Origin of the sequence: Serratia ureilytica (assembly GCF_013375155.1) — a bacterium.
GTDB lineage: Bacteria > Pseudomonadota > Gammaproteobacteria > Enterobacterales > Enterobacteriaceae > Serratia > Serratia ureilytica.
In genome coordinates this window covers 79,199-96,614 of sequence record NZ_JABXOF010000001.1, presented here as the reverse complement: position 1 = coordinate 96,614, position 17,416 = coordinate 79,199, and the positions used below count along the sequence as shown (strand labels likewise).

At 62.2% G+C, this 17,416-nt stretch carries 20 protein-coding genes; 10 read left to right on the top strand and 10 right to left on the bottom strand.

Annotated features, from left to right (window positions below):
- The first annotated feature begins 4 nt into the window (after window positions 1-4).
- Entirely contained in the window at window positions 5-1,528 is a 1,524-nt protein-coding gene (locus tag HWW83_RS00500) for a flavodoxin domain-containing protein (RefSeq protein ID WP_176588913.1), read from the top strand.
- Between the two features lie 13 nt (window positions 1,529-1,541).
- On the opposite strand, the gene HWW83_RS00495 is transcribed toward HWW83_RS00500, so the two are convergent.
- From HWW83_RS00495 to HWW83_RS00485, 3 genes are read right to left on the bottom strand one after another with little or no spacing between them, the layout of a single operon-like run.
- The gene (locus HWW83_RS00495; protein WP_047572259.1) at window positions 1,542-2,549 is read right to left on the bottom strand and encodes a FecCD family ABC transporter permease; all 1,008 of its coding nucleotides are present in this window, start codon (window positions 2,547-2,549) and stop codon (window positions 1,542-1,544) included.
- Window positions 2,546-3,502 carry an ABC transporter substrate-binding protein gene (locus HWW83_RS00490; RefSeq protein WP_047572261.1) on the bottom strand — a complete coding sequence of 319 codons (957 nt, stop codon included), beginning with the start codon at window positions 3,500-3,502 and terminating at the stop codon, window positions 2,546-2,548. The genes HWW83_RS00495 and HWW83_RS00490 overlap by 4 nt, the downstream gene beginning before the upstream one ends.
- A gap of 16 nt (window positions 3,503-3,518) precedes the next feature.
- A complete protein-coding gene (locus HWW83_RS00485; protein WP_218035796.1) occupies window positions 3,519-4,301 on the bottom strand; it encodes an ABC transporter ATP-binding protein in 783 nt (260 codons plus the stop codon).
- A gap of 545 nt (window positions 4,302-4,846) precedes the next feature.
- Between HWW83_RS00485 and HWW83_RS00480 the strand changes: the two genes are divergently transcribed.
- On the top strand, window positions 4,847-5,698 hold the full coding sequence (locus HWW83_RS00480; protein WP_033642276.1) for a DMT family transporter: 852 nt from the start codon (window positions 4,847-4,849) through the stop codon (window positions 5,696-5,698).
- Between the two features lie 62 nt (window positions 5,699-5,760).
- Here the strand turns inward: HWW83_RS00480 and HWW83_RS00475 are convergent, their stop codons facing one another.
- Entirely contained in the window at window positions 5,761-6,351 is a 591-nt protein-coding gene (locus HWW83_RS00475; RefSeq protein ID WP_019453944.1) for a Yip1 family protein, read from the bottom strand.
- Between the two features lie 204 nt (window positions 6,352-6,555).
- On the opposite strand from HWW83_RS00475, the gene HWW83_RS00470 reads away from it, so the two are divergent.
- The 6 genes from HWW83_RS00470 (at window position 6,556) to HWW83_RS25890 (ending at window position 10,348) form a co-directional block, all read left to right on the top strand.
- Window positions 6,556-7,023, top strand: coding sequence for an acyltransferase (locus HWW83_RS00470; RefSeq protein WP_033642275.1), 468 nt, complete (start codon window positions 6,556-6,558; stop codon window positions 7,021-7,023).
- Window positions 7,023-7,565, top strand: coding sequence for a GNAT family N-acetyltransferase (locus HWW83_RS00465; protein WP_033652386.1), 543 nt, complete (start codon window positions 7,023-7,025; stop codon window positions 7,563-7,565). Before HWW83_RS00470 ends, HWW83_RS00465 begins: the two co-directional genes overlap by 1 nt.
- A gap of 104 nt (window positions 7,566-7,669) precedes the next feature.
- Complete coding sequence (locus HWW83_RS00460) at window positions 7,670-8,521, top strand: DUF1460 domain-containing protein (RefSeq protein WP_033642273.1); 852 nt, start codon at window positions 7,670-7,672, stop codon at window positions 8,519-8,521.
- Window positions 8,522-8,651: 130 nt separating this feature from the next.
- Window positions 8,652-9,464, top strand: coding sequence for a MetQ/NlpA family lipoprotein (locus HWW83_RS00455; RefSeq protein ID WP_033642272.1), 813 nt, complete (start codon window positions 8,652-8,654; stop codon window positions 9,462-9,464).
- A gap of 154 nt (window positions 9,465-9,618) precedes the next feature.
- Window positions 9,619-10,161, top strand: coding sequence for a GNAT family N-acetyltransferase (locus HWW83_RS00450; RefSeq protein WP_089196746.1), 543 nt, complete (start codon window positions 9,619-9,621; stop codon window positions 10,159-10,161).
- A 103-nt stretch (window positions 10,162-10,264) separates the two neighbouring features.
- Window positions 10,265-10,348 carry a small membrane protein YohP gene (locus HWW83_RS25890; RefSeq protein ID WP_016928643.1) on the top strand — a complete coding sequence of 28 codons (84 nt, stop codon included), beginning with the start codon at window positions 10,265-10,267 and terminating at the stop codon, window positions 10,346-10,348.
- A 42-nt stretch (window positions 10,349-10,390) separates the two neighbouring features.
- Here HWW83_RS25890 and HWW83_RS00445 read toward each other — a convergent pair whose 3' ends face one another.
- The 3 genes from HWW83_RS00445 to HWW83_RS00435 all read right to left on the bottom strand — a co-directional run bounded on the left by HWW83_RS00445 (window position 10,391) and on the right by HWW83_RS00435 (window position 12,885).
- Complete coding sequence (locus tag HWW83_RS00445) at window positions 10,391-11,311, bottom strand: DUF808 domain-containing protein (protein ID WP_046686615.1); 921 nt, start codon at window positions 11,309-11,311, stop codon at window positions 10,391-10,393.
- 120 nt (window positions 11,312-11,431) lie between these two features.
- A complete protein-coding gene (locus tag HWW83_RS00440; protein WP_230358652.1) occupies window positions 11,432-12,361 on the bottom strand; it encodes an alpha/beta fold hydrolase in 930 nt (309 codons plus the stop codon).
- Window positions 12,362-12,480: 119 nt separating this feature from the next.
- Complete coding sequence (locus HWW83_RS00435) at window positions 12,481-12,885, bottom strand: VOC family protein (protein WP_033652382.1); 405 nt, start codon at window positions 12,883-12,885, stop codon at window positions 12,481-12,483.
- A 76-nt stretch (window positions 12,886-12,961) separates the two neighbouring features.
- On the opposite strand from HWW83_RS00435, the gene HWW83_RS00430 reads away from it, so the two are divergent.
- Window positions 12,962-13,417, top strand: coding sequence for a GNAT family N-acetyltransferase (locus tag HWW83_RS00430; protein WP_046686614.1), 456 nt, complete (start codon window positions 12,962-12,964; stop codon window positions 13,415-13,417).
- A 34-nt stretch (window positions 13,418-13,451) separates the two neighbouring features.
- Here HWW83_RS00430 and pbpG read toward each other — a convergent pair whose 3' ends face one another.
- From pbpG to HWW83_RS00415, 3 genes are all read right to left on the bottom strand, one after another.
- Window positions 13,452-14,381 carry a D-alanyl-D-alanine endopeptidase gene (gene pbpG / locus HWW83_RS00425; RefSeq protein ID WP_099785302.1) on the bottom strand — a complete coding sequence of 310 codons (930 nt, stop codon included), beginning with the start codon at window positions 14,379-14,381 and terminating at the stop codon, window positions 13,452-13,454.
- Window positions 14,382-14,532: 151 nt separating this feature from the next.
- Entirely contained in the window at window positions 14,533-15,636 is a 1,104-nt protein-coding gene (locus HWW83_RS00420) for an adenosylhomocysteinase (RefSeq protein ID WP_072628133.1), read from the bottom strand.
- A 45-nt stretch (window positions 15,637-15,681) separates the two neighbouring features.
- Window positions 15,682-16,626: a GlxA family transcriptional regulator gene (locus HWW83_RS00415; protein WP_033642266.1), complete on the bottom strand. Its 945-nt coding sequence runs from the start codon at window positions 16,624-16,626 to the stop codon at window positions 15,682-15,684.
- A 91-nt stretch (window positions 16,627-16,717) separates the two neighbouring features.
- Between HWW83_RS00415 and HWW83_RS00410 the strand changes: the two genes are divergently transcribed.
- Complete coding sequence (locus HWW83_RS00410) at window positions 16,718-17,395, top strand: DJ-1/PfpI family protein (protein ID WP_033652379.1); 678 nt, start codon at window positions 16,718-16,720, stop codon at window positions 17,393-17,395.
- Window positions 17,396-17,416 lie beyond the last annotated feature (21 nt).

Sequence of the window (17,416 nt, the reverse complement as noted above, 5' to 3'; positions counted from 1 at the left end):
CGCCATGGCCGACTTTATCGAACGCATCCTGATTGGTTACGGTTCGGAGTCGGGCAACGCCCGGGCGCTGGCGATGCGCCTGGGTGAACAAAGCAGCCTGCAACCCTACCGCCCCGTCGTGAAAGAACTCAACGCCATCCAGCCCGCCGATGTGGGCGAGCGTGATGCCCTGCTGATCGTCTCGAGCTCATTTGGCGACGGCGAACCGCCCGCCAACGCCGAACGTTTCCCCGACGCGCTGGCGCAATGGCCGGATCGCCACCGGTTGCGCTACGCCATCTTCGGTCTCGGCGACACCGCTTACCCGCATTTCTGCGGGTTTACCCAGGCGCTGGATGCGCGCCTGACGCAATACGGCTCCCGTGCCATCATCAATCGCGTTGACGCCGACGTTAACGTCGAACGGTTCTTCACCACCTGGCTAACGACGCTGGATAAGGTGCTGGCCGGCGATGCCCAGGCGGGCCGCGATTTGCATCTGCGCGTGACCGCCTACGGTGAAGACCATGCGTTCAACGCCGCCCTCCTCGAACGGCGGCCGCTTAGCGCACGCACGCCGCAAGCCTGGCATCTGCGGCTGAATATCGCCGGCAGCGGCATCGTTTACCGGGCAGGGGATACCGTCTATCTGTTGCCGGAGAACGACGAAGGATTATTGATCCGGCTGGCAGAGTGGCTCGGCAGGCCGGAGGCCATCGACGCACTGCGGCGCCGGGAGCTGCGCCAGATCAGCAAAACGACGCTGCGCGAACTGGCGCAGTTGGCCGACAGCGAAGAGCTCAAAAGCCTGCTCAAGATCCGTCAGCGCAAATCCCTGGAGAGTTATCTATACGGCGCCGATCTGCTGGACGTGCTGCACGATTTTTGCCCGCCGCACGCGATCACGCTGGAGAACCTGTTGGCGCTGCTGCCCATTTGCCTGCCGCGCGCCTACTCCATCGCTTCGGCAACGCGGGAAGAGAGCCTCGATCTGTGCGTGCGCGACGTACATTATGAACGCGGCGGCCGCACCCGGCGCGGCACGGCGACCGGCTGGCTGCTCAAGCACCCCGGTCCTTTCCGCCTCTTCTGCCGCGCCAACCCCGGCTTTTACCTGCCGCGCGACACCGCCTTGCCGGTGCTGCTTATCGGTACCGGTACCGGCATCGCACCGTTGATTGGCTTACTGCGCGAAATGGCCGCCCAGGGCGAACGGCGTGAAACCGTCCTGATCTTCGGTGAGAAAAGGCGCGATGAAGACTTCCTGTATGGCGAGGAGTTGGTCACGCTGAACGCGACGGGCGTACTCACACGGCTCATCACGGCATTCTCGCGCGACGCCGCCGACAAGTATTACGTGCAACACGCCATCGACGATCACGCCGATGCCGTCAGCGGCCTGCTGCAACGGGGCGCGCATGTCTACCTGTGCGGCAATCGCCAGTATCTGGAACATGCCGTGGCGACGGCGCTGGAGCACGCCTGCGGGACGGAAAACCTGTGGCAGACGCTGATTGAGCAGCAGCGGCTGCACCTGGAGCTCTATTGAGACAGGGCGGCGTTCACCGCTCCGCGCGCAGCAGCAAGGAGACGATGAACGCGCCCCCCAGCCCCGCCGTAATGATGCCGATGGGCAGCTCCTGATTGGGGATCAGGCTGCGGCTGAGCATGTCGCCGCCGGTCAGCAGCATCGCCCCCAGCAGGCCGCACATCGGCACGGACAAGCGGTGGCGCACACCTACCAGGCGCCGGGCCAGATAAGGCACCATCAGCCCGACAAAACCGATCACGCCCGTCAGCGAAACGAGAAACGCTGTAGACAATGCGCAGCACAAAAAGGTCTCGGTGCGCAGGCGCGCCACGTTGACTCCCATCGAATGGGCGGTTTGCTCACCCGCCAGCAGCGCGTCCAGCGCCCGCCAACGCAGCGCCGTAAACCCGGCCAGCAGCGCGAAACTCACCAGCGGAATGAACAAATTATCCCAACGCGCCAACCCCAAGCCGCCCAGCGACCAGAACAACACTGAACCGGCCGCCCGCTGATCGCCGGAAAAAACCAGATAGCTGGTGAGCGCGCTGAACAAAAATGAGACCGCCAGGCCGCAGACGATAAGCTGCTCGGCGCGCCTGACCCGGCTGACGCGAAACAGGATCATCACCGCCAACGCGGACAGAATGCCGCCGACGAAAGCGGACAGCGGCAACGTCAGCGCGCCCAGCGCATCGCCGAATCGCGTGATGACCAGCACCGCGCCGGCGGCGGCGCCGGAGGAGAGCCCAAACAAAAAAGGATCGGCCAGCTCATTGCGGGTGGTGGTCTGCAGCAGCGCGCCGGTCATCGCCAGCCCGGCGCCGGTCAACGCCGCCAACAAGGCCCGAGGCACGCGCAGTTGCACGACGATAGTGTCCAGCATGCCGGAAAGCGGCGCCGAATCTATCCCTAACGCCGCCAACGCCTGCCGCCATGACAGCGCGACGCTGCCCAATTGCAGGCTCCAGACCATTAATCCGCACAACGTCAACAGCGCCAGCGGCGCGAGCAGCATAAACCGCCGTGTCGGCGAGTTCATTCAGCCTCCGGCGCGTACAGCGCCCGCGCCAGCTTTTCCACCGCGCCGATGTTGGCTGGCCCCGGCGTCAGCTCCGCATACTGCAGTTTCAGATAACGATGGTGCCGTACCGCAGGCGTCAACTTCATCAACGGATGAGACTCGAGGAAACGCCGCAGCGCCTCGGCGCCTGACCCGGTCTGATAATCCAGCAGAATGATGAAGTCGGGTTCCGCCGCCGCCACCGCCTCCCAAGATGCCGTCGTCCAGCTCGCCGCCAAACCGTCCATCACGTTGCGGCCGCCCGCCGCTTCGACAATCGCCGTCGGCATGGCGTATTTACCGCTGGTAAAAGGCTTCTCTTCTCCCGAGTCATACACGAACACCTTGAGCGGCGCCTGCCCCGCCGGTCTGGCGGGCAGCGCGGCTAACCGGCGGCGCCAGCCCTCAACCAGCTCGGCGGCCTCTCGCTGCTTGCCGAAAATCTTGCCGAGCTTCAGCTCATCGTCATACAGCAGGTTCATATCGGCCTTCTGCGGCCGACCGCCGGCCTGTACGCAGCTCTCGCTCAGCACCAGCGTTTTGATGCCGAACGGCGCGAGCGTCTCCGGCGTGACGTCGCCGCCGATCTTCATGCCGTAATTCCAGCCGGCGAAGAAAAAGTCCGGCTGCGCCGCCAGCAACGTTTCCAGAGCGGGATACTTCGGCGCCAGTTCGGGAATGGCGCCCATCGCCGCCTTGAAATCAGGCGTCAATTTGTACCAGCCGGTGATGCCGGTCAGCCCGACGATCCGATCCTGCAGATGAAGCGCAAAGGCCATCTCGGCCATATTGATGTCGTTGATGACGGCGCGCTGCGGCGCCTGATTGAAGGTGATCGGCTTCCCGCAGCTTTCTACGGTGACGGGAAATTTTTCAGCCGCTGCCGCTCCGCCGGCCAACAGCAGGAGCAAGGGGAATACGCGTATGTTCATGTTTCTCTCTGGTTTATCAAGCGCAATGGGGAACTTCAAAAATACGCAGCGTTTTCCCGCTGACGGGATGCGCCACGCTGAAACTGTGCATGCCGAACACCGGCAGAATTACCGAGGTTTGCAACACCGCCGCGGGCGAGCCGCAGGCCACCTGGCGGCTTTCGTTGAGCACCAGGATCCGATCGGCGAACGCCTCCGCCACGGGCAGGTCATGCAGCACCGCAATCACGGCGATGGCTTTATGTTTTACTAACGACAGCAGCGCCGAACGCCCGGGAGGATCGAGGTGATTGGTCGGCTCATCCAACAACAACAGGTCGGGAGTCTGCGCCAACGCCCGGGCCAACGCAGCGCGCTGACGCTGGCCGCCCGAGAGCCGCCCCAACGGATGGTGCCTGAGCGGCGCCAGGCCGGTTTCCCCGATGATCTCGTCAACGATGCGTTTTCCCGCCGCGGGCCGTTCGCCATGCGGCAAACGCCCTAACGCCACATAGTCCTCCAGCGACAGCCGCAAATCCGGCAGATCGTTTTGCGCCAGAAAGGCGATGCTTCTGGCGCGTTCCGCCGCCGACAAGCCGGACAAAGCGCGCCCTCGCCAGTAAATCTCGCCGCTGTCCGGCCGCGTTTCGCCGATCAGCGTGCGCAACAGGCTGGATTTGCCGCTGCCGTTAGGGCCGATCACCGCCAGCTTCTCACCGGCGCGCAGCGTGAAATGGATGTTGTAGAGTATCGAGGCCCCGCCGTGGCCGGTCAGGCTAACCCCATCAACATGGAGGATGTCGTGAGCTGAATTCATCATGCGTTAATTGTTATATTATAACATATCAATATTTTTATCACGAATGCGCGCCCTCTGCAAAAACGAATCGTAAAGTCTCTCGCCGCACGCATGACGGGAAACGGCGGCGGGGAGCCTACCCCCTTGCGCCTCGCGCTGGCGTTAAAACTGCGTTTTTGCAGCAACATAGCACACCTTCAATTTAATGATAATGATTTTCATTATCGTTTAAGCCTCTGTGATTTTCGGTTGCGCGCCCCGCTGAACTTGGCTATGTTTGAAGCGATTGGTTTCATTCACGGTTTTCAGGAACTCACATGACCTACCTGGCGCACAGCACAGATCCGACAAACGCGACCGTTCCGGCCGTCGTTTTGCTGTGTGCTTCCTCCGCTCCACCCGCCGTTTTCTCTGTCGTTTCCGCGGTTGCCGCTTACCCGCCACGCCTTGTGGTCGTGCGCTAAGCCACACCGACTTTTACCTCCGGCTTATGTTGATTTATTGCGTTCAGGCGTAGACCGCCGCGCGCGCCGGAGCCTGTAATTTTCACGACAGGTGAAATTGATATGCGATTACCTTCTCTCTGGGCCAATGCCGGCCTGGCTACGCTGTTCGTCCTGCTTTGGAGCAGCGGCGCGATCTTCTCCCGTTGGGGGTTGGAGCACGCCTCCGCCTTCGCTTTTCTGTTCTTCCGCTGCGCCATCGCGCTGGCGGTGCTGTTGGCCATCGGCCTGTGGCAGCGCCAGTGCCTGCCCGCCGCCGGCACCCGTCGGCGCGTCGCGTTGATCGGCGTGCTGATGATCGGCAGCTATCAGATCTGCTATCTGCTGGCCCTCGAACGGGGCATTACCCCCGGCGTGCTGGCCACGCTGCTTGGCGTACAGCCGATCCTGACCCAGTTCATTACCGAACGGCGCTGCGCCGGGCTGCGCGCGCTCGGGTTGGCGCTGGCGTTGGCGGGGCTGACGCTGGTGGTGTACCAAAGCCTGATGGTGGCCCATTTCTCGCTGAGCGGCATGCTGTTCGCCTTTATCGCCTTGGGCTGCATGACCGCCGGCACTCTGCTGCAAAAGGGCATGACGCAGCCGCCGCTGGCGGTGTTGCCGCTGCAGTATGCCGTCGGGCTGTTGATGTGTGCGTTGGCGCTGCCGTTTGAGCCGCTGCGGGTCGAATGGCGGCCTGAGTTCGTGCTGCCGCTGCTGTGGATGGCGGTGGTGATCTCGGTGCTGGCGACGTTCTTGCTGTATCGGCTGATCCAGCGCGGCAACCTGGTGCAGGTGACCAGCCTGTTCTACCTGATCCCGGCGGTCACCGCTCTGCTGGATTATCTGCTGCTCGGCCACGCGCTGGCCGCGCTGAGCCTGCTGGGCATGGCGGGCATCGTGCTCGGCGTGATGCTGGTTTTCCGCCGCGCATAGCCTAAAAACAAAAGCCCCCGCGCCGTTCCACCGGCGCGGGGGCGATAACAACAACCGTTAACTCAGAACAACCAGGAACCGTACCCCCACAGCAGCACCGTCACCCCAAGCAGCAGCTCGAGCAACAGAATGCCGATGGCGAAGGTCGAGCTGGAGAAGATGAACCCTTCCTTACTGTCGATATTCAGGAAGTGCGGGATCCCCAGATTCAGCAGATAGCCCGAATAGCACAGGCCGATAATGCCGACAAACAGACACAGCCAGACGACCGGATAAAGCGCCACTACCCCGCTGAGGAACATCGGGGTCGCCACGTAGCCGGCGAACACCATGCAGCGGTGCAGGCTTGGGCGCGATTCATAACGCCGCGCCATCCAGTGAATGACTTTCCCCATGGCCGCTACGCCTGCCAGCATCAGCAGGTAGAACGCCACGGCGGTATAAAACGCGGTAAACATGTCGAGCCTGATGGCATGTCCCTCGCCGGAGAGCCAGCCCAACTGGGTGGTGCCGATAAAGGCGCAGACCACCGGGATTGCTGCCAAGAGCAACACGTGATGGGTGTATAGGTGCGAGACGCTTTCATTCTCGCTTTTGATCTGTTCGAACTCGGCGCTGGGATGCGCCAGAAGTCCCCAAACATGACTGACCATGAGACACCTCCTATCTCGCCGTAGGCCGCGATCGGCGAACGAATTTCACACCTCTGACGGACAGCTACCCGTGCGAGGATTGCGGCCACGGGGCTCTCTCCCCTGTACTAATTATAGTCTTTTGGCGAAAAAACGTGCGGAAAGCGAAAGGCGCGGCGCTTTGTCTTATACTCCCCCCATTAAACCCAGGCTGTGAGGAAGGTTATGTCATCCGCTATCATCACCCGCCAGGCGGGGATCGTCGACGTCGACGCCGGGCGCAATGTCACCGTGGTAGAACCCTGCAATCTTTACGGCTGCCGGCTCGGCGACGATGTCTTCGTCGGCCCGTTCGTCGAGATCCAGCGCCACGTCAGCATCGGCGCGCGCAGTAAAATTCAGTCGCACAGCTTTATCTGCGAATACGTTACCCTCGGCGAAGCGTGCTTTGTCGGCCACGGCGTCACCTTCGCCAACGATCTGTTCAAAGACGGCGCGCCCAACGCCGATCCGGCCAGCTGGGGGCGCACCTGCATCGGCGATCGGGTGTCCATCGGTTCCGGCGCCACGATCCTGGCGGTGACGATCTGTAGCGACGCGGTGATCGGCGCCGGGGCGGTCGTGACCCGCGACATCACCCGCAAGGGGATCTACGCCGGCAACCCGGCGCGTCTGCTGCGGGAGCTGCCGTAATGAACCCGGCCATCCGCATCGCGGCCATTGAGACGTTGCCCGACGATTATCTGGCCCGCGGCGATTTCAGCTTCACCATCGCCTGTTACGCCCTGCCGCAGTTCGACAGCCCGGTGGACAGCTGGCCAACCCGCCCGGTGGCGCCGTTTCGCAAACGCTATCCCCTGGCGCCGTTCGCCAACGAAGACAGCGTGACCTTCCTGGCTTATCGCCAGAACGACGCCGTTGGCCACATCACGCTGAGCAAAAACTGGAACGGCTACACCCTGATCGACGAGATCGCCGTCAGCGCTGACGCGCGCCGCCAAGGCATCGCCGGGGCGCTGCTGGACTGCGCCAAACAGTGGGCGCGGCAGCAGGAAACCTCAGGTATGATGCTCGAAACGCAGAACAACAACCTGGCGGCCTGCCGCTGCTACCAGCACTATGGGTTTATCCTCGGCGGCATCGATCGCTTGCTGTACCGCGCCGAACCGGAGATCGCCGATCACGAAATCGCGCTGTTCTGGTATTTGCCGTTCAATAGCGAAATCGGTTACTGATTTATCGATTGCCATTGAGGTTATGTTTACTTTTTAACCCCTACCATCGGATGAGAACTGTTATCACTTACTCTGATAAACCAGCGACACCCATGGAGGGCCGTATGAACAAGAACAAGGCTGTTTTACTGATGTTAGCTATCGCCATGAGCGGATGCGCCGATCGCCCCACCGCCGTCACCCCCGCAACGCCGCCGACCGACGCCGCCGTTTCGCCGCCGAACCTGCAACCGCAGATGGATGACAGCACCCGCAGCAAGCTGCGTGAGATCCTCGCACTGCGCGCCGGTTGGCCCGCCGCGCAGCCGCATGGCCGCACCGTCGATTTGATTTCGCGTGAATTCCTCGGCACGCCCTATCTCGCCAACCGCCTGATCGGTTCGCAGAGCACGCCCGAGCAGTTGGTGATCGACTTCCGCGGGCTGGATTGCTTCACCTACATCGATTATGTCGAAGCGCTCAGCACCGCCCGCAGCGAAGCCGAGTTCGTTCAGCGCCTGGTGGACATCCGCTATGTCGACGGCAAAATCGCCTTCCCGCAGCGCAAACACTTCTTCACCGACTGGGCGCAGCGGCCGAAAAAAGTGGCCGAAGACATCACCGCCCAGCTCAGCCCGCACGCCGTCAGCCTCGTGAAAAACCTCAATCAGAAAGCCGACGGCGGCAGCTACCTGCCCGGCTTGCCCGTCGTGCAGCGCAGCGTGACCTACATTCCCAGCGACCGCGTCGACGACAAGGTGCTGGCTCAGCTGCGCACCGGCGACTACATCGGCATTTACACCAACCTCGCCGGGCTGGACGTGACCCATACCGGCATCTTCGTCATGACCGACAACGGCCCGGTGCTGCGCAACGCCTCATCGCGCAAGGCCAACATGCAGGTCGTCGATTCACCCTTTATGGATTATGTGATGGCCACGCCGGGCATCGTGGTGCTGCGTTCGCTCAGCCGATAATCCCCCATCGCATAACGGCTATAAGCTATAGCCGTTTATGCTGAACGAGCGTTTGACTTCATCGGCGGTTCAGGCTTAGCTGTAAGAACAAAAACCAACTGATTTTATTGTTCTTTTCAGGGAGAGTTCGATGACCTTACGCTGGCGTATCACCCCTCTGGCGGCGGCCTTCGCCGCCGTCTTGGCGCTTCAGGGCTGCGATCAAAAAACCGACCAAAACCATATCAAAGTCGGCGTCATCAACGGCGCGGAACAAGACGTGGCAGAAGTCGCCAGGCAGGTGGCGAAAGAGAAATACGGGCTGGACGTCGAACTGGTCGGTTTCAGCGGCTCGCTGCTGCCGAACGACGCCACCGACAAAGGCGAACTGGACGCCAATGTGTTCCAGCACCGCCCGTTCCTCGAACAGCAAAACAAAGATCACGGCTATAAGCTGGTGGCGGTCGGCAATACCTTCGTCTTCCCGATGGCCGGCTACTCCAAAAAGATAAAATCGCTGAAAGAGTTGCCGGACGGGGCGGTGATCGCCATTCCGCTCGATCCGACCAACCTGGGACGCGCCCTGCTGCTGCTGGAAAAAACCGGGCTGATTAGCCTGAAGCCTGGCAAAGGATTGCTGCCTACCGCGCTGGACATCAGCGCCAACCCGCATCATTACCAGATCATGGAGCTGGAAGGCGCGCAGTTGCCGCATGTGCTGGACGATCCGAAGGTCACCGTCGCCGTCATCAGCACCACCTACATCAACCAAACCGGCCTGTCGCCGACCAAAGACGGCATCTTCATCGAAGATAAAGACTCGCCGTACACCAACATCATCGTCACGCGCGAAGACAACAAGGACGCGCCGAACGTGCAGAACTTCATCAAGGCCTATGAGTCGGACGAAGTCGCCAAGGCCGCCGAGAAAATCTTCAACGGCGGCGCGGTGAAAGGCTGGTAATACCAGGCGCAGCGCCACAGGGGCTCTCCCCAAAGAGCCCCTTCCCGCTCATCATCGCCTTTTCTTATCCCACCATAAGAAAACCCGATTTATCCCGGCGGCAAGCGGCGCGCATAATGGCGTTTATCCGCTGATTTTCAAGGTAAACAGACACGTGACAACGCTCTCCGCCCCCGCACTCAGCCTTCTTGACGCCACACCGGACGATATGGCCGCCGTGCTGCGTATTTACACCCAGCACGTGCTGTACGGCGCGGCCTCATTTGAAGAGCAGCCGCCGACGCTGGCGGAAATGCAGCTGCGCCTGAGCAAGGTGCGGGAGGCCGGCCTGCCCTGGCTGGTGGCGAAAAGCGCAGGCGTCATTGTGGGTTACTGTTATGCCACGCCTTATCGCCCCCGGCCGGCTTACCGCTTTACCGTGGAAGACTCGGTGTACATCGCCGAAGGGCAACAGGGTAAAGGCATCGGCAGCGCGCTTCTGAGCGCCTTGATCGTCCGCTGCGAACAAGGCCCCTGGCGCCAGATGCTGGCGATCGTCGGCGATTCCGCCGCCAACCGCAGCTCATTGGCCTTGCATCAGTCACTCGGCTTCACCAGTGCAGGGACGTTAAAAGCGGTGGGGTTCAAGCTGGGGGAATGGCGCGACACGCAGATTATGCAGCGCGCGCTGGGCGCGGGCGACAAGCGCCGCCCGTGAAGGCATGACGACGCACGATAGAGAGATAGCGTCTATAGTGAAGAATGATTTCATTAAGTTAGCGCCAATCGCGCCCCACCTTTAACCGGTAAGGAAGAAGCCAATGAAAATTATTCTGTGGATTGTCGCCATCATCTTCATCGTGGGTTTGTTGACGATTACCGGCGTTCTCAAACTGATCTTTTAATTCGTCTGATACGTCCCGCCCCTCCCGGGGCGAGACTTTTCATCAAGCCTTGAAACGCGCGCGCACGGCGCCCAGCGCCGACACCACCGCCAGCACGACACCGCCGGCCACCAGCCCGAACGCCACGTTCAACAGCGCCGGGATCACCCCCTGCAAAAGATGGCCAAACGTCGGCACCACAGTGGTGTACGAGGCCCAGTCTTCGAACAGATGATGCACCGGCGGCAAACCGTGGGTCAGAATACCGCCACCGACCATAAACATGGCGACAGTGCCGACGATCGACAGCGTTTTCATCAAATAAGGCGCGGCGCGCACGATGCCGCCGCCGAGGGAGCGCGCCACCGCGCTGCGTTTGCGGCTCAGATACAGCCCCAGATCGTCCAGGCGGACGATGCCGGCGACAATGCCGTACACACCGAGCGTCATCACGACGGCGATGCCGCACAAGACGATCACCTGCTGGCTGAAGGTGGCGCCGGCGACCGTGCCCAAGGTGATGGCGATAATCTCGGCGGACAGCACAAAATCGGTGCGTATCGCCCCCTTCACCTTGCGTTTTTCATAGGCCGCGGCGTCCTCATTGGCGCCGGGCCCGTCCGATGCCTCCTCCTGCGCCGCCTTGCCGGGGCTCAGGCTGTGGAACACCTTTTCGAACCCTTCGTAACACAGGTAGGCGCCGCCCACCATCAGCAGCGGCGTAATCGCCCAGGGCGCGAAGGCGCTGATCAGCAGCGCCAACGGCACCAGGATCGCCTTGTTGATCAGCGAGCCTTTGGCGACGCTCCACACCACCGGCAGCTCGCGGTCGGCTTTAACGCCGGTGACCTGCTGCGCGTTGAGCGCCAGATCGTCCCCCAGCACCCCGGCGGTTTTTTTCGCCGCCATCTTGCTCATTAAAGAGACATCGTCCAGCAATGAGGCGATGTCGTCGATGAGAGTGAGTAAGCTACTTCCTGCCAAAATGATTCATCCTTTTACATTCACATTTATTATTTGTTTAGCATAGCGGTTAAGCGCCATGCAGGGATATAGGATGAGAGAGGAAAACGCCAGGCCAGCAATGGCCGCCCCGCGCCGACGTTAAGCCCCCTCCCCCGCCGGCCCCTCATCGGATCCGGTAGCGGCCGCACGCGAGATATGTTGAAGGACAAGGCGATGGGCATCAAATACGCACGATAAATGCGTGCTGCCTTCAAGCAAACCAAAGGCGGTTTGGGCGTTGCCATGCTGTTCGACGAAGCGCTGCATCGCTTGCGCATTGAACAACTCATCCTGCGCTGCCGCCAGCAGCAAGGTCGGTAATCGCAGCGCCGCCAGTTGCCTGGCCGGGGCGCGAGGCGTCAACGCGTTAGCCATATTGACGCTGTATTGGCAGACAAAATCGGGGGCGGCGGCCAGCACAGCCGGGGGAAAATTCAGGCTGACCGCCCGAACGTGCCCAAACCAGCGCCCGCCGCTGAGCGCATTGGCGACAAACGGCCATTGTCGCACCTGCGCAAAACGGGCCGTCGCCGCCAGATCGCGGGCCATCCCGGAAAATGGCCCCAGCTCGGGCGCCAGCATGATCAGACTGTCCGCCTGCTGTTCGCCAGGGTAACGGGTCAGGTAGTTGAGCAACATGCCGGCGCCGCTCGAATGGCCCAGCAGGTGCCTGCGCGCCAACGGAAACCGGCGGCGCATTTCCGCCAGGATGACATCGACATCGCGCCAAATACGCTCAGGCCGCTCAACCGTCCCCCGCTCTCCCGTGGAATCGCCATGTCCGCGGATATCCACCAGACACACCGCGAGCGTCGGCTCGGCGGCCAGCTGGCGCGCAAGAACGTCATACCCGGCGGCGCTGTTCACCCCGCCGCCGTGATAAATCACGATCGCGTCTTCACTCTCGGCAGTGTGCCGATACAGGCGATAGCTCAACCCCTCGACGCAACCGGACGACATGTCCACATGCCCGCCCGGCCACTCGCCGTAAGACTTCGCTTGCTCAACATAGCGGTCAAAATCAATCAAAGCGCACCTTTCCATGATGTTATCGGTATTGCCCACGGCAGAGAGCCCTGCCGCCATGCCGATAAGCATATGAAACAACAGTAGGCGCTACCATCCCTTTTGCACGCCGCGCGCTGAGCTCAGGGCAGATCGCCCGCCGGCACATTGAGCTGCCAGGAAAGGCCGAAACGATCGTTGAGCCAGCCGAAACGGGCGCTGAAGCCATAGTCATCAAGCGGCATCAGCACCTTGCCGCCCTCCGCCAGCCGGTGGAACGCCCGCTCCAACGCTTCTTCGTTAGGCAGGTTGATGAACAGCGACACCGCCGGGGTAAAGCTGAAGTCATGGCTGATCGGGCTATCGGTAAACACCAGGTTCTGCCGATCAAAATCGATGGACGCATGCTTGATCAACCGCCGGCCGTCCGGCGTCGGATCGTAATGCTGCACCTGCATGAGCCGAAAACGCTCGAACACCTGGCTGTAGAGATCGATCGCCCGCTGCGCCTCTCCCTGGAACATGACAAAGGTCGAAACCTGACTCATAACATCCCCTCCGGCAAACGTTGTGGTATTAATGGAGGATAGCGGATTACCGTTGAAGCGGCGGAAAGGAGCAACCATGAGCATCATTCATCGCCTGGCGCAGCCGGACGATCTCAACGGCCTGTTAGCCTTGTATCGCGAGCTGCGCCCGCAGGACGCGCCGCTGCGCGCCGACGATGCGCGCCGTACCCTGCAACGCCTGTTGGACGATCCGGCGATCCGTCTGGTGGTGGCGGCGAAAGAAGAACACCCGATCGCCACCTGCATGCTGGCGCTGATCCCAGGGCTGGCGCATCAGGCGCAGCCGTTCGGCGTCATCGAACACGTGGTGACGGCGGAGCCCTACCGCGGCCACGGCGTAGCGCTCGCCATGATCGAATACGCGCTGCAGCTGGCCTGGCGCAAAGGCTGTTACAAGGTGATGCTGTTGTCGGGGCAGCAACGCACCGGCGCGCACCAGCTCTACCTGAAAGCGGGCTTCGACGGCGATCGCGAGCGGGGATTTGTCATCAGACGGCCCGAGGGCCGATAGCGGCCCGCCGCAAACGGGCGGACCGCCAGGCGGGTTATTCGCTGTCGTTCTTCGCCAGACGGGCGTCTTTTTGGCGGCGATAGTCACGGGCGGCGGCCGGGATCGGCGTCACCTTGCCGGTTTCAATCCAGCTGCGCAGACGGTTGGCGTCGGCGAAGTGGGTGTATTTGCCGAAGGCGTCCAGCACCACCAGCGACACCGAGCGGTTGCCGATCACGGTACGCATCGCCAGGCAGTGCCCCGCCTGGTTGGTGAAGCCGGTCTTGGTCAGTTGAATGTTCCATTTCGGGTTGTACACCAGGTGGTTGGTGTTGCGGAACGGCAGCGTGTAGTTGGGATCCTTGAAGCTGGCCATGCGTTCGGTGGTGGTGCTGAGCTGGCCGATCAACGGATATTGCTTGGTGGCGATCAGCAGTTTGGTCAAATCGCGCGCCGTCGACACGTTATGAATAGAGAGCCCAGTCGGTTCCACATAATGGGTATTGGTCATGCCGAGCGCCCTGGCCTTGGCGTTCATCGCTTTGATGAAGGCGTTGTAGCCGCCCGGATAGTGGTGCGCCAGGCTGGCGGCCGCGCGGTTTTCCGACGACATCAGCGCCAGCAGCAGCATATCCTTGCGGCTGATTTCGCTGTTCAGCCGCACCCGCGAATACACCCCTTTCATCTCCGGCGTCTGGTGGATGTCCACCGACAGCATCTCGTCGAGCGGCAGGTGCGCGTCCAGCGTGACCATAGCGGTCATCAGCTTGGTGATCGAGGCGATCGGCACCACCTCATCCGGGTTGCGCGCGTACATCACCTTATGGGTTTGCATATCGACGACCATCGCGCTGCCGGAAGCCAGCTCCGGCTGGGTGGCGTGCACGGCGGCGGCGTTGTCGCTGGCCAGCGCGCGCGGCGCAAAGCCTGCGCCCGCCTGCAAAGCGAGCAGAGTCAGAACCAAAACACGTATTTTCACAGGCATTACTCTGAAATGGGGGCTTGAATTCAGCGAATTATATGTGAGGGTTCAGCGCTTGGCACTGGGATTGTATGGCGGATTTGTGACAAATTCTGTCGGCCGAAAATCGGTACAGCCCGCGGGCGCTCTGGGATGAACGCCCGCGGGGAAAAAGTTACAGTGCCGGCTGCCACGCCGACTGCGGCAACAGGTACAGCCCCGGCGTTTGCCGCGCTCCCGCGCCGACGATATGGCCGATGCCGGCCGCCATCACCGCCAGCGTGACGTCGAAAGCGTTAAGGCTGTCGCCATAGCCGGCGGTCAGGTTGAACATCGAGCCATTGGCCAGCAAATAGACCGTCTTTTCATTCAGTTGGTAAGCATTCACATAAGGCATCGGCTCGTGGTGCGGCAGGCTCTTGAGGAAGCCGACATCGATCTCTTCGGCCACGTGGCCGACGTTGAGGATAAATACGCCGTCCTGCGCCTGTTGCAGATGCTGCGCCGAGAGCACGTTTTTCGCGCCGGTCGCGGTGGCGATAACGTCCGCCTGCGCGACCGCGCTCGCCAGATCCACCACCTGCCAGCCGTCATAACGCGCCTGCAGCGCACGCGCCGGATCGATTTCCGCCACCATCACCTGGCCGCCGTAGGCTCTGGCCGCGGCCGCCGTGCCCTGCCCGACCAGGCCGTAACCGATCACCAGCACGCGCTTCTCGTGCAGCGTCAAATGGGTGGTCTGGAAGAAGGTATGCCAGGCGGTCAGCCCAACCATGTGCCGGTTATGCAACCCTTCTTTCACCGGCAGATCGTCCCAATTGAAGATCGGGTAGCGCGGCGCCACGCCGTTCAACCGGCTGATGCCTGAACCGGTGGCCTCCAGCCCGGCGACGATCTGCGGGCCGTTCGGCGACTGGTGCAGACGGGTGGTCAGATCCGCTCCCATTTCGCACAGGTGAGTCGGCCGCCAGGCCAGCGCGCGATCGAAAGATTCCGACCATTCGCCGGCGCTCATATCGCGCCAGGCGTAAGCCTGCGCGCCCCGCCGTTCCAGCCAGGCCACCACGTCGTTCTGTACCGTGGTGGGGTTGCAGGTGGTCAGAAAGATCGCCGCGCCCTTGTCCAGCAGGCCGGCCACCAGCGGCGCCATTTTCAGATCCAGGTGCATATTGCACGCCAACCGCACCCCGTGCAGGTCCGGCAACGCCGCTACCGCCGCCCGGGTGCGCGGCATATGGCGCATCGCCCAGCTCAATTCGCTCTCAAAATCCTGATACATCCGTTGCTCCTCTGATGCGCCCCGCCGCCAGGCGTGGCAAAAAAGTTATCCCGCGCGGCCAAGCCGGCGGATCGCCTGCGGCGACAGGCCAAATACGCGGATAAACGCCCGCCTCATACGCTCCGGATCGCTGAACCCCACCGAGCGGGCGATCGCCTCCAGCGGTTCGGCGCTCTCTTCAATACGCCCTCTGGCCGCCTCTACCCTCAGTTGCTCGATCACCTTGGCCGGCGTCTGCCCGGTTTCGGCGCGGAACAGCCGGCCGAATTGCCGCTCGCTCAGGCAGGCGGCGTCGGCCAGATCCGCCACCGACAGCGGCAGATGCAAATGCTCGCGCGCGTACGACAGCGCGGTGCGCATGCGATCCGACGACGGATTCAGCGCCAGCAGCAGTGAGTACTGCGACTGCCCGCCGGGGCGGCGGTGATAGACCACCAGCTGCCGCGCCACGGCCGCCGCCAGGGTGGCGCCCAGATCGTCTTCGATCAGCGCCAACGCCAGATCGATGCCGGCGCTGATGCCGGCCGAGGTCCAGATATCCCCGTCGCGAATGAAGATACGGTTGCTGTCGACGCGAATGCGCGGGTAGTTCTGCTGCAGCCGCGCCGCGTGATACCAGTGAGTGGTGGCGCGCTTGCCGTCCAGCAGCCCGCAGGCCGCCAGAATAAACGCGCCGGTACATACGCTGGCGATGCGCCGCGCTCGTCGGCTTTGGTTGGCCAGGAACGCCGCCAGCGCCGGTGATTGCGCCGCCATCACGTTGCCGCTGCCGCCGGCCACCACCAACGTATCGAAACGCTCGTCGCCGCACGGCTGCGTGGCGATTTCCACCCCGGCCGAGCTGGCGACCATGCCGCCCTGCGGCGAGATCGCCACACAGCGGTAGGCCGGCGGGTCGGTGAACTGGCTGACGTTATCGAACGCCGCCAGCGGCCCGGCAAAGTCCAGCAGGTTAAAACCGGGAAAAACCACAAAACCGATCGTTTTCATGATGGCGCTTTTTGAGGGTTATCTGTCATATCAGCCAAAAATAGGGCGGCTATTATGACCCAGGTCCAACGATAAAAATGAGGCGAATATCATGTCTGAATCACTCGTGATTGTATTTCCCATCTATCAAGGCGTCACCCAGCTCGACTTCACGGGCCCCTTGCAGTTCCTGCGCCGCATGCCGGGCGCGGAAATCATCGTCGCCTCGGTAGACGGCGCGGATGTCGAGTCGGAAGGCTTGCACTTCACCCAGCTGCGCCCGCTGCCGGAGATCGCGCGCTGCGACGTGCTGTGCGTGCCGGGCGGCAGCGGCTGCACCCAGGCGCTGCAAGATGAGGCCTTCATGCAGCAGATCCGTCGGCTGGGCGCCGATGCCCGCTACCTGACCTCGGTGTGCACCGGTTCGCTGATCCTGGCCGCCGCCGGTCTGCTGCAAGGCAAACGCGCCGCCTGCCACTGGTCGATGCGCGACAGCCTGAAGCTGTTCGGCGCCGTGCCGAGCTCAGCGCGCGTGGAGCGCGACGGCAATGTGATCAGCGGCGGCGGCGTCACCGCCGGCATCGATTTCGCGCTGGCGCTGATCGCCGAACTGCACGGCGAAGAGACCGCCCAAATGATCCAGCTCTATCTGGAATACGCCCCGGCGCCGCCGTTCGAGGGCGGCACGCCGGAACTGGCCCCGCCGCACATTTACGCCAGGGTACAGGCGCAGATGGCGGAGAGCCTTCAGCGGCGCAGAGCGTTGGTGGCCCAGATCGCCCAAGGTTAGCAATCGGGCGTATACTTGCCC